This window comes from Shewanella cutis (assembly GCF_022410515.1).
Taxonomy (GTDB): Bacteria; Pseudomonadota; Gammaproteobacteria; order Enterobacterales; family Shewanellaceae; genus Shewanella; species Shewanella cutis.
The window spans coordinates 65,932-78,127 of sequence record NZ_JACSDI010000019.1; the positions used below are offsets into that span (position 1 = coordinate 65,932).

12 protein-coding genes are annotated in these 12,196 nt (G+C 46.2%); 7 read left to right on the forward strand and 5 right to left on the reverse strand.

Annotated features, from left to right (window positions below):
* The first annotated feature begins 228 nt into the window (after positions 1 to 228).
* The 5 genes from nudE to H9J30_RS18125 all read left to right on the forward strand — a co-directional run bounded on the left by nudE (position 229) and on the right by H9J30_RS18125 (position 4,813).
* Positions 229 to 780, forward strand: coding sequence for an ADP compounds hydrolase NudE (gene nudE / locus H9J30_RS18105; RefSeq protein WP_240132279.1), 552 nt, complete (start codon positions 229 to 231; stop codon positions 778 to 780).
* A gap of 69 nt (positions 781 to 849) precedes the next feature.
* Positions 850 to 1,662, forward strand: a complete 813-nt coding sequence (gene cysQ / locus H9J30_RS18110) for a 3'(2'),5'-bisphosphate nucleotidase CysQ (RefSeq protein ID WP_240132280.1) — start codon at positions 850 to 852, stop codon at positions 1,660 to 1,662.
* 7 nt (positions 1,663 to 1,669) lie between these two features.
* A complete protein-coding gene (locus tag H9J30_RS18115; protein WP_240132281.1) occupies positions 1,670 to 2,125 on the forward strand; it encodes a GNAT family N-acetyltransferase in 456 nt (151 codons plus the stop codon).
* Between the two features lie 223 nt (positions 2,126 to 2,348).
* Entirely contained in the window at positions 2,349 to 2,960 is a 612-nt protein-coding gene (locus H9J30_RS18120; RefSeq protein WP_240132282.1) for a TetR/AcrR family transcriptional regulator, read from the forward strand.
* A complete protein-coding gene (locus H9J30_RS18125; protein WP_240132283.1) occupies positions 2,951 to 4,813 on the forward strand; it encodes an MFS transporter in 1,863 nt (620 codons plus the stop codon). Before H9J30_RS18120 ends, H9J30_RS18125 begins: the two co-directional genes overlap by 10 nt.
* A gap of 54 nt (positions 4,814 to 4,867) precedes the next feature.
* Here the strand turns inward: H9J30_RS18125 and mnmH are convergent, their stop codons facing one another.
* From mnmH to H9J30_RS18140, 3 genes are all read right to left on the reverse strand, one after another.
* Positions 4,868 to 6,007 carry a tRNA 2-selenouridine(34) synthase MnmH gene (mnmH, locus tag H9J30_RS18130; RefSeq protein WP_240132284.1) on the reverse strand — a complete coding sequence of 380 codons (1,140 nt, stop codon included), beginning with the start codon at positions 6,005 to 6,007 and terminating at the stop codon, positions 4,868 to 4,870.
* The gene (gene selD / locus H9J30_RS18135; RefSeq protein WP_240132285.1) at positions 6,007 to 7,065 is read right to left on the reverse strand and encodes a selenide, water dikinase SelD; all 1,059 of its coding nucleotides are present in this window, start codon (positions 7,063 to 7,065) and stop codon (positions 6,007 to 6,009) included. Before selD ends, mnmH begins: the two co-directional genes overlap by 1 nt.
* Before the next feature lie 96 nt (positions 7,066 to 7,161).
* Entirely contained in the window at positions 7,162 to 8,268 is a 1,107-nt protein-coding gene (locus H9J30_RS18140) for an acyl-CoA desaturase (protein ID WP_240132286.1), read from the reverse strand.
* A gap of 143 nt (positions 8,269 to 8,411) precedes the next feature.
* On the opposite strand from H9J30_RS18140, the gene fabR reads away from it, so the two are divergent.
* A complete protein-coding gene (gene fabR / locus H9J30_RS18145) occupies positions 8,412 to 9,026 on the forward strand; it encodes an HTH-type transcriptional repressor FabR (protein ID WP_011070594.1) in 615 nt (204 codons plus the stop codon).
* A gap of 69 nt (positions 9,027 to 9,095) precedes the next feature.
* Here fabR and trmA read toward each other — a convergent pair whose 3' ends face one another.
* Entirely contained in the window at positions 9,096 to 10,193 is a 1,098-nt protein-coding gene (trmA, locus tag H9J30_RS18150; protein ID WP_240132287.1) for a tRNA (uridine(54)-C5)-methyltransferase TrmA, read from the reverse strand.
* A 142-nt stretch (positions 10,194 to 10,335) separates the two neighbouring features.
* Between trmA and murI the strand changes: the two genes are divergently transcribed.
* On the forward strand, positions 10,336 to 11,151 hold the full coding sequence (gene murI / locus H9J30_RS18155; RefSeq protein ID WP_240132291.1) for a glutamate racemase: 816 nt from the start codon (positions 10,336 to 10,338) through the stop codon (positions 11,149 to 11,151).
* Positions 11,152 to 11,165: 14 nt separating this feature from the next.
* Here the strand turns inward: murI and H9J30_RS18160 are convergent, their stop codons facing one another.
* A complete protein-coding gene (locus H9J30_RS18160) occupies positions 11,166 to 11,630 on the reverse strand; it encodes an RNA recognition motif domain-containing protein (RefSeq protein ID WP_240132288.1) in 465 nt (154 codons plus the stop codon).
* Positions 11,631 to 12,196 lie beyond the last annotated feature (566 nt).

A 12,196-nucleotide genomic window follows, 5' to 3' on the forward strand; every position in this document is an offset into this window, starting at 1 on the left:
GCAGTAAAAGGGGCTTTGCCCCTTTTTTGTTACTAAAAATTGTAACGTGAAGCTGTAAATGTTAAGCCGTGTCTCGCTGGCGAAAATGCGGTCCGTGACGTAAATCGCACTGATTGGCTGGTGGTCTTGGGAATAGGTGCACTAAATTCAGGTTGTAGATTAAAGACAGGATAGTAAGATTGTCACTTATCCTAGTTCGTTTGTTGCTATTTTTATCCAGGGGCAGTTATGTCAAAGCGGCACCATAAGCCGGAAATCTTGCATACCGAAGTAGTCGCGAAGAGCCGCTTGTTTCAAATTGAACAAGTACATCTTAAGTTTTCTAATGGTGTCGAGCGCCAATATGAGCGCTTGAAAGGCGGTGGTCGTGGTGCTGTGATGGTGGTGCCGATTCATCAAGGTAATATGCTTTTAGCTAGAGAATATGCAGCTGGGACAGATAATTACGAACTAGGCTTCCCTAAGGGGCTAATTGATCCAGGTGAACAAGCCATTGATGCTGCCAATCGGGAGTTGCAGGAAGAAATTGGTTTCGGTGCCCGTAAACTAACATTGTTGAAAGAACTTACCCTTGCGCCGGGTTATTTCTCAAGCAAGATGCAAATTTTTATTGCGCAGGATTTGTATGAAAGCCGCCTAGAAGGTGATGAACCCGAACCTATTGATGTGGTGCCTTGGCCTTTAGCTGAGTGGGAAGTGTTGCTCAACAATATCGATTTTTCAGAATCCCGTAGTGTGAGTGCATTGTTTTTAGCGCAGAAGCATCTACAACTTAAATAATCTTTTCGTTAAAGCGTTCAGCAATTGAGTGCTTGTAGATCATTCGCGATGTTAGCGATTGGAGTGGTTATGAAGCCTGAAGAGTTAATCGACGAGGTGATTGCGATAGCAACCGATGCGGGTCGCACTATTCGTGATATTTACCTTAAGGGTAATTTTGAGCGAGAAACTAAGTCTGATAATACCCCTGTCACCTCGGCAGATTTAGCGGCGAATAAACTGATTTGTGAACGCTTAGCGGCCTTGACGCCCGATATCCCTATTTTGTCAGAAGAGGCTGCCGACATTCCCTTAAGTGTGCGTGAAGTGTGGAAACGCTATTGGCTAGTCGATCCACTCGACGGGACGGGGGAGTTTATTGCTGGCAGTGGCGATTTTTCAGTGATCATTGCGCTGGTGGAGCATAACCGTCCTGTAATGGGTGTAGTCTATGTGCCGATGACGCAGGTGTGTTATTACGCCATTGCGGGCTTAGGGGCCTATAAACGTACTGATAAACAGGAAGTGAGGATCAGTAGCCGACAAATTCAGCACAGCGAGCAAGTGTCCCTAAGGCTAGCGGTGAGTCGCCGTCAAGATCCTCAATCCGTGTTGACCCTATTCAACCAGCCTAAACATTGCGAATTAGTGGTGATGGGTGGTGCGGCCTTAAAGAGTTGCTTAGTTGCCGAAGGACGTGCCGATTGCTATGTGCGAGTTGGACCTACGGGTGAGTGGGACACGGGTGCTGCGCAGATCATTATCGAGGAAGCTGGCGGGCAGATGATGGATACTGAGCTGCAACCTTTAACTTACAATGAACGCGAGACGCTTGAAAATCCTAATTTTATTGTAGTTGGCGCGCCCAATTTAGCGTGGGATAAAATTTTAATTGGTGAATAATTTTTAAATGCAGTTAATTCGTCCCGTTTTAAAATCTGAGTTAGCCGCTGTTTTTCAGCTTGAACAGGCTATTTTTGGTGAACACAGTTATCCTGATTTTTTCTTCCGCCAAGGATTTGATTGTTGGCCTGAATATTTTCTAGTTGCTGTAGATGCTAATGGCGTGCTTTTAGGCTATTTACTGGGGGCCCAAAGCAGTGATCCTGAATGTATGTGGATTTTATCTGTGGCCGTGAGTGAACAAGCCCGCGGTCAAGGACTGGGCAAACAGTTGCTCCAACGCTGTTTAGCTCAGTTACCTGCTAAGGTTAAGCGTGTTGATTTAACCGTCGATCCCCATAACCCTGCCCGCAGTTTGTACCAGCGTTTGGGATTTGTTGATGCCCACGTCGAAGCGGACTATTTCGGTGCTGGCGCAGATAGGGTGGTGATGAGTTATCACTGTCGTTTGGTTAATCCGTAGGTTTGCATCTAACTCACCATATTAGACGGCGCTCTCGAGAGGGAGTGCCGTTTTTCTTTATATTCAAATTAAATTTCATACTGTTATCGGGTCAGAGATTTAGCCTGTGTAGCTCATTTACCGAGGTTTATTCCCGTGGTGTACGTTAAATAAACTTATTTTGAACATTGTTTTTTATTTTTTTGGCTGTTAATCTCACCACATTCAACAGGGAGTGAGACCTATGGCGAGACGCAAAGAGCATAGTCACGATGAAATTCGTGTTATGGCAATTGAAGCAGCAATAGCACTGTTACAACAGCAGGGAGTGCAAGGGCTGAGTTTACGTAAGATTGCCAGTGAGATTGGTTATGTACCCAGTACGTTGATCAATATCTTTGGCAGTTATAACTATTTATTACTGGCTGTTTCAGAGGCGACATTACAGGCGTTAATGAGCCATCTATCCGCAGTGAGCGAAAACGATAGTTTTCGTCACATCATCGTCATGGCGCAAAAATACAGTGAGTTTGCCCATAGCCAGCGCCAATGTTTTAAGCTGGTATTCGAACTTCAATTACTCGATTCTGAATCTTTGCCTGAGTCCCAATGCCAACTTATTGCAAACTTATTTAGGTTAATTGAAAACGAACTAGCCCTGCTATTCCCTAACGAGACAATTGAGCAGCAACTGCAAATGAGTCGCGTGCTCTGGGGCGGGATCCATGGACTGACGGCATTATCGTTGGATAATAAATTATTTGCCGATACAGTATCTTTACCCGCTTTGCTAGAAAGTCATGTGACAGGGTATTTACAGGGAATGGGTTACCAGAGGGAAGAAGCATGCTGCTAACAAAACGTTTTTTACCGTATTTTGCGACCCAATGCCTTGGGGCACTTAACGACAATATCTATAAAAATGTGTTGTTGCTGCTGGTCACCTTCAGTCAGGTCAACGATTTACCTATAAGCGTCGATATGTTTGTCAATTTGGCTGCTGGGGTGTTTATTTTGCCGTTTTTCCTGTTCTCGGCCCATGCGGGTGTGGTGGCCGACAATATGGATAAAGCGAAGCTTATCCGTCGATTAAAATTGCTCGAAGTCATCATCATGTTCAGCGCTGCACTTGCCATTGTGAGCGAGAATTACATGATGATGTTATTGCTGCTGTTTTTAACTGGCAGTCAGTCTGCCTATTTTGGCCCAGTCAAATATTCACTGTTACCTCAAGCTTTAAAGGAAGATGAGTTAGTCACAGGTAATGCGTGGGTTGAGATGGGGACATTTCTCTCAATCTTGATGGGTACCTTAGGTGCGGGGATTTTAGTCTCTGACAACAATGCGACCCTTTTGTCGGCACTCACGGTGGCAGCTCTCGCTTTAGCAGGTTACTTATCTAGCCGAGCTATTCCCGCTTTACCGCCGCAGGGCGCAGTGCAAAAGATTCCTTTTCGGCCATTATCGGGTACGTGGCGCTCGATTCAAAAAGCGCGCCAAACGCCTTCGATTTGGATGGCCATTCTCGCCATTAGCTGGTTTTGGTTTTTGGGGGCGACCTATCTGACCCAATTCCCTAACTTTGCCAAGCTGCATTTGCACTCTGGCGCGACTGTGGTGTCGCTGCTATTGGGAATGTTCTCTATCGGGATTGCGGTTGGCTCCTTTGTGTGTGAGCGTTTTTCCTTTGGCCATGTGGAGTTAGGCTTGCTGCCCTTTGGGGTGCTCGGGTTAACCGTGTTTGGTGTGGACTTGCTTTGGGCGATTCCGCCAGCACCTGCGGATGCAAGTTTTGTCTATGGCTTACAAACTTTTATTGCCCAATCACAGCATTATCGTGTGATGCTGGATTTCTTTATGATTGGCGTCAGTGGCGGTTTGTTTATTGTGCCTCTGTACGCCTTTATTCAAACCCGCTCCGCGAAGGGGGAGTGTGCGCAGGCGATTGCCGCGAATAATATTATGAACTCGCTGTTTATGGTGGCTTCTGCGCTGTTGTCTATGTTGCTGCTTGGGGTGGCTGGCTGGAGTATTCCACAGTTGTTCTTACTGCTAGCGGTGATGAATTTCGTGGTTGCTCTCTATGTGTATTCACAAGTGCCTGAGTTTACGCAAAGATTTATCAGTTATTTACTGAGCCATGTGATGTATCGGGTGACTGTGACTGGGCGAGAAAAAATCCCTAAAGAAGGTGCTGGGATTATCGTCTGTAACCATGTGAGCTATGTGGATGCGTTGATCATTATGGGCGCATCGACCCGGCCGATTCGTTTCGTGATGGATAAATCCATAAGTGAAATCCCAGTGCTAAAGTATCTATTCCGCCATGCTGGGGTGATACCGATTTGCTCGCCACGTCAAAGTGAGGCCACTTACAATCAAGCCTTTGAATCGATTCATGAGGCGTTAGTGAATGGCGAGTTAGTGTGTATCTTCCCTGAGGGTCGACTAACCCCAGATGGTGAGCTCGGCGAGTTCCGCCCTGGTATTGATAAAATCTTGGCCCGTGATCCTGTGCCGGTGATCCCTATGGCACTCAATGGACTGTGGGGTTCTTACTTCAGCCATAAAGATGGCCATGCATTGACCACAATGCCTAAACGCTTTTGGTCTAAGGTGTCGGTGAGCTTAACGGATGCGGTGGATGGGCAAAGTGCTGATCGGCACACGCTCAGGGATAGTGTCTCAAATCTACTCAATAAGTCTTAAGTTAACGAGATGGATAAAGAAAACCGTGGCAGTTAGCACACGGTTTTCTTGTTTTTAGCGTTTGGAGAGGTGGCTATCCAACGGATCGTTATTCCGCTGATAGGTATCTAACCACTCATGCATGGCTTGGTGATTACCCCTAAAAAGCACTCGCTGTGCTTTTTTTGCTAATTGGTATTCATACATGGGATCGTAATACTTCTGCAGTAGCAGGCTTATCCAGGCCAAATGTTGGGATGTTTGGTTTTGATTGAGCTGCTGCGACAGCGCTTGTTGCATGATGTCTTGCAATTCTTGATATTGTTTACCGCCGAGACGTTTACGAATACTGGTAAGGCTCTGCAATAGATATTGGCTAAAGGCATCAAAGCCCGCCTCAATACCTAAGCGTTCAACAAAACCTTGATGCATTTTATGAACATATTCATCGAGTAAGCGATTTAGCCTAATGTCATCGGCTTCTTCTAATACCAAAATATCGGCCGTCTGCATGGCGTTGTAAAAGGATTGCGGTAGTGCTGAGCGGCCAATCAGAAAGCTTTCATCCTCAAGTAGTAGGCAGGAATGATTGCCCTGTTGGTGGCGGAGTAGTGCGATGGCGAGCTGATTTTCAAAGTTTATTTGCGTTGGTTGTGGGTCGATATTTTTGCCAAAACTCGATCCTCTGTGATTGGCTATACCCTCAAGATCGACCGCTTCTTTGCGTTGTATTAAAAAATCGGTTTTACCACTGCCCGTCATGCCACTCAGGCTTAGCAAGGGTTGCTGGCTTGGCGCAGTCTCAATTACACCAATTAAATATTGGCGCATGCCTTTGTAGCCGCCCTGTACATAAGGTACGGCAGCGCCCGCTTCTTTCAGCCATTGTTGAGTTAATTGTGAACGCAGGCCTCCACGAAAGCAGTACAGGTATGCCTCGGGCTGAGCTGCTAAAAATCCTAACCAAGCATCAATTCGTTGTTGTTTTACCGCGCCATGCACAAGGGAATGGCCCAAGGCTATTGCGGCTTGTTGACCTTGCTGTTTATAGCAAGTGCCGACCTTTTCCCGCTCCTTATCGACCATTAACGGCAGATTGACTGAGGAGGGAAACGCGCCGCGATTAAATTCAATTGGTGCCCTTAAGTCGATCAACGGCTGTCCAGCAACAAAGATATCGCGATATTGCTGGGCCGGGATTAGCGTTGTTGTCATTAACACAGCACCACATTGGTCGCGGTGGTCGGGGCTTCTAATGAACCAATACAAATAGGTTCAATCTGATTGGCATTGAGTAGCGCCACTAACTCCGCTTCGGCTTCACTTGATACCGCCACTAACAAACCGCCACTGGTTTGTGGGTCACACAATATCGCTTTTTGATAATCGGTTAGGGCGGGTAAGTGCTCGCCATAACTGTCGAAGTTCCGATGGGTGCCACCGGGAACGCAGCCTTGCGCTAAGTAGTCGAGGGCGCGAGGTAAGAGCGGCACGGCATCGAGTGTTAATTTGGCGGTGAGTTTAGCGCCTTGGCACATTTCGAGCAGATGGCCCGCAAGGCCAAAGCCAGTGACATCCGTTAGGGCGTTTACGCCATTAATCTTCGCAATCTGGGCGCCTATGCTATTGAGCTGGCACATGGCATTCACCGCAATGTGGCTATCTTCGTCTTTTAGCTTCTTCTGCTTTTGTGCCGTGGTGAGGATGCCAATCCCGATAGGTTTTGTGAGATACAAGCGATCGCCCGCTTTAGCGGTATCGTTTTGTTTTAAATCGGTTAAGGCGATTTGCCCAGTCACAGCCAGCCCAAAAATGGGTTCAGGTGCATCGATACTATGACCGCCAGCCAGCATAATGCCTGCTTCCATACAGGCTTGACGACCACCATCAACCACTTGCTGCGCGATTTCGGCTGGTAATTTGTTGATTGGCCAACCTAAAATCGCAATCGCCATCATCGGCGTGCCACCCATGGCATAGATATCGCTAATCGCATTGGTGGCGGCAATGCGGCCAAAGGTAAAGGGGTCATCCACGATAGGCATAAAAAAATCAGTGGTACTGATAATGCCGACTTCATCATTGAGTTTATACACGGCCGCATCATCGCGACTCTGATTACCGACTAGCAGATTAGGATCGGTAAATACGGGGAGCTGAGAGGCTAAAATGGTCGTCAGTACCTTGGGGGAAATTTTACAGCCACAACCTGCACCATGACTATATTCGGTGAGTTTGATGCTATCGGGAGAAGGTAGTGTGGAATTCGACATGAGCCTAACATCCTGTAAAAAGTGAATGAGGCATCATCATAATAGGATACGGCCACCATGCAAGGCGGCCGTATCATTTTTACCGAGAATTGTGGCCTAGCTATAAGTTGCTGTCAGGCTCTTCCAGCTTTTTTGCTGGTTCAGAAATCGGGTTTTTAGCTCTTCAACTTGCTGCAATAATTGCTGATCGACCAGTTGCTTACGTTTGGCCTCTAACAGTGTCTTTTGGGCTTGGTAATATTCGAGTAAGTGTTGTTTCATCAACTCATACTCTTGTTGAATTTTTTCAATGATTTCATCGGCATTTGGCAAATTGAGCACTTTGTTTTTGGCATGCAGAAGTTGCATCTGTAAGCGAGCACTCTCAATCCGCTCCTGCGGACTCGTGCGTAAATCTTTGGCTAAACCGACCCAAGATAAAGACTTAATCAACCACTTAGTGGGATCGTAATGCCACCACTTGATGCCGTTACGGTAATCGTTTTCAAAGATATGGTGGAAATTATGGTAACCCTCACCGTAGGTCAGTACAGCCAGAAAACCGTTGTCGCGGGCGGTATTTTTATCGGTATAGGGTTGGCTGCCCCACACGTGAGCGAGGGAGTTGATAAAGAAGGTGCAGTGATGCACGACCACTAAGCGCAGGAGCCCCGCCATCAACAACATGCCTGCGATATTCCCTGTAAACCAACCTAATAAAGCCGGTAGACCAATGTTCATAAGGAGCACAAGTGTAAGATAGTGCTTGTGCTGCCACATAACGATACGATCGTTCTGCAAATCGCGCACGTTTTGATAGTCATGGTAACGCTGAGCTTGGTATTCGCGCAGCATCCAACCGATATGGCTGTACCAGAAACCCATTTTGGCGGAGTAGGGGTCTTTATCATTATCATCGACATGCTTATGGTGCACTCGATGATCTGATGCCCAATGTAATGCACTGTTTTGCAATGCTAATGCACCGCCAAGCGCGTAGAGGAAACGCACCGTAGGGTGAGCTTTGTAGGCTTTGTGTGACCAGAGTCTATGGTAACCTGCGGTGATCGACAGGCCACTGGCAAAGGCTAAGACCACAAAAGCAATCCATTCGCTGGCACCGTAACCCTGGGTTAGGCCATACCAAGGAACGAGGATAACTGCACTGAGGAAGGTAAGGCTAAAGAGGATGACATTTAGCCAGATGATAGGGGGTTTATTCATTATAGTTTCCAATATCCGCATTTGAGCGTACAACTGTAAGCTAATTTAGCCTAGCAATCATATTTGGTCAAGGTGGACGGGGCTGTCTTTCAGACGCAAAAGCGGTATTATCGCGTCATTACATTCAGTTAGTGGATTGAAGAATGGGTATTCGTGCACAGCAAAAAGAGAAAACTCGGCGGGCTTTGGTCGATGCGGCTTTTAATCAGCTTAGTGCTGAGCGAAGTTTCTCTAGCTTAAGTTTGCGAGAAGTGGCGAGGGAAGCCAACATTGCACCCACATCCTTTTATCGTCATTTTAAGGATATGAATGAGCTCGGGTTAACCATGGTTGATGAGGGTGGTCTCACCTTAAGGCAAATGATGCGTAAGGGGCGGCAACGCGCCGAGGCGGGCGGCAGTGTGATCCGTATTTCTGTCGATACTTTTATGGAAGTGCTTGATTCTAATCCAAATGTATTCAGAATCTTACTTCATGAGCGCTCTGGCACCTCGGCGGCTTTTCGCGCAGCGGTAGCCCGTGAGATTGAGCATTTCATTTCTGAACTGGCTCATTACACTGAAGCGACAGCAGGCCGCACGCCTATGCTGGCCAGAGCACAGGCTGAAGCATTAGTGACCTTAGTGTTTAATGCTGGAGCGTCGGCATTGGATATGAAGCGTGCCGACCGTAAAGTGCTCGCCGATCAATTAGTGATGCAGCTGCGCATGGTCGCCAAGGGCGCCGAAGCATTACAACATAAAGTTGAACATCGTTAAGTAAGATTGTGATTGAACCTAAGAACAAAGGAGCCATTGGCTCCTTTGTTCTTAGGTTCATAGAGTCGCCTAACGCCGCTCTAGCAGTACACCTGTTTCCATATGATCGGTATAAGGGAACTGATCGAACAGGGCAAAACGGGTGACTTTGTGGGTCTGATTTAATTGCTGCAAATTGTCTTTTAAGGTGTTGGGATTGCACGAGATATACAAAATCCGCTCATAACCTTGCACTAACTCCAACGTGGCAGGGTCAATACCAGCTCTTGGTGGGTCGACAAAAATGGTGTTGCAGACATAGCTATCCAGATCGATGCCTTCTAAACGTCTAAAACTACGTTTTTTGGCCATCGCATCGCTAAACTCTTCCGCCGACATGCGGATTATTTGCAGATTATCAATGCCGTTGATTTCGATATTGTATTGGGCTGCATCCACTGAAGGCTTGGCCAGTTCTGTGGCCAATACGCGATTAAAGTTTTGCGCCAGTGCGATAGAGAAGTTGCCATTACCACAATACAGCTCGAGCAAATCCCCTTGGCTATTTTGAGTCACATCAATCGCCCACTCCAACATCTTGATCGCTACTTTGGCATTGGGTTGGGTGAAGCTGTTCTCTATTTGTTTATAGTGAAGCACTTTGTCGTTTACTTGCAGTGACTCAACTACAAAGTCTTTATCTAAATCGATTTTTTGCTTACGGGCACGGCCGATGATGTTGACCTTAAATTGGCTGCTCAATCTGGCTTTAAGAGCGATCGCTTCGGTGCGCCATTGGTCATCAAGCTGTCTGTGATACAGGAGTGACACTAAAATCTCACCACTCAATGTGGATAAAAAATCTACTTGGAAGAGTTTGTGGCGTAGACTGTAGTTAGGTTTTAGCTCGGCAATTAAGGCCGCCATCATCTCATTGATTAGGGTGCTTGCAGGCAGATATTGATCACAGCGAACCTTATCATTCAATACCTTATCGAACATGTAATAGTATAAGTCGTCACCTTCATGCCAAACGCGAAACTCGGCACGCATCCGATAATGCGCCGGGTCAGAGGCAAACACTTCAACACTCGGTGTCTCAAATTGGGCAAAGGCTTGCTCAAGCTTGATACGCTTTGCCACTAACTGCGCATCATAGGTTGCGGGGTCCATTGCTGCTAAATTCATTGTCGATTCACCGTCACTGTAAATGGGGGCGCAAATATTATACTAGGTGACACGAATGTCCAGCATCTTGGTTTTGCGGTTTGATCAAAGCTGTGGGAAAATCCGCCCCTTCACGGGGCAACGTAATTCACTGGAGATGGGCTTGTCGCAACCAATATTAGTATTCGATTCAGGTATCGGCGGTCTATCTGTGTTGGCAGAAATTCGTAAACGGCTGCCCCATCATGACTACTGCTATGTGTTTGATAATGCCAGATTGCCCTATGGTGAATTAGAAGAACAGGAGCTGGTCTCGGGGTGTGTCTCGCTCATCAGTCAATTGGTTGAGCGTACCCATGCCGCCATTGTCGTCGTAGCCTGCAATACCGCCAGTACCGTCGTGCTACCAGCGCTACGTGCAAAATTGCATATTCCTGTTGTCGGCGTAGTCCCTGCGATTAAACCCGCGGCCCTGTTATCTAAAAGTAAGCGGATTGGTCTGCTCGCTACCCCTGGCACGGTGAAGCGCCATTATACTCACGAGTTAATCAGTCAATTTGCCGATGATTGTCATGTAGAACTCTTTGGATGCTCAGAGCTGGTGATGATGGCTGAACAGAAGATTGCCACAGGTCAATTGGATATAGCGAGATTAACTCAGATTCTATCCCCTGTTGTGGATGCTAATTTAGATGTGCTTGTGCTGGGATGCACTCATTTCCCAATGCTACGCGATGAATTACAACAGGTATTTGGCCAAGGCGTGACTTTACTTGATTCGGGAGAGGCGATAGCGAAACGAGTGGATGCACTGTTAGCCCATGGTAAAAACGTAAGTCATAATAGCGAGTACGAGAGGAACAGCTCTTTAATGCAGGGTTTTTATACGAAAGCGGAAATTTCTGAGGGACTAGCAGCAACATTAGCTGATTGTGGCTTTTCAACTTTAGAGCGAATTACCACAATCAACACGAAATGAGCGATTAATGCAGATTATTCATCGGTGCCTGTTCGATCCGCAGCTTCAGAATCCTGTGTTTTCGCTTCTCTTACCTTTAACGTCCTTTCTTGGAAGTTAAAATCATTCAGTTTAACCATTGCTTTTTGAGCACCTGCCTCGGACATTTCAACAAAGCCAAATCCTTTACGACGGCCTGTTTTACGATCACGCACTAAACGGACTGAGTTCACTGGGCCGAATTCACCAAATAAGACTTTTACTTCTCCCTCGTGCACACGATAAGGCAAATTACCCACATAAAGTGTCATTGTCGGACCAACATATTGCTCATCAGCAGCTTGAGCGATACCTGAATCAGGGACAAATTTAAAGATAAGCGTGGTAATAATCACGCCAGCAACAAAGGCGATGTAAGCAGGTAATGTTGTTGCAAATTGAGATAGCGCGATTGCGCCAAGAATGGCAATAACCAAAACAATAAGAAATGACTTTTGCATATAAATGCTCTCTGAATGAAATAGAAAATGATAAATAACTGTTAACAGCAAGTCATATGGTAATGAATTATTTACTTTTACACTAGACCGCTGCCGAAAAATTGAGCGCGAATTATCATTTATCAGATAAAAAATTACTTTCAGATCGAATAACAACGCCAAAATAGATAAAAAATAAACACAATGGTTAAAATGTCGGCGTACAGTGTCGATAGGCGAAAAAAGCCCTTGCGCAAAAAGTTCTGCTGCCTATAATGCGCATCCACTGACACGGCAGACAGCGATACGCAGTTGCAAGTGCCAGTACATCAAGTGATTCACTCCTTGATGAGCGAAAAGAAAGTTTTAAAAACTACTTGACGCAAAAATGGGAATGCGTAAAATACGCAGCCCTGACCCGCTAAAATCACTTGTGATAATGCGAAGGTCAACGCTCTTTAACAATTTATCAAGCAAATCTGTGTGGACACTCACAGGTGTTGAGTTAATCGAAATTACTCTGCCGTTTGGCGAGTAATCAAAGAATTAAATCAATGAATGAGTGTTCATAGCAATATGTACATAAC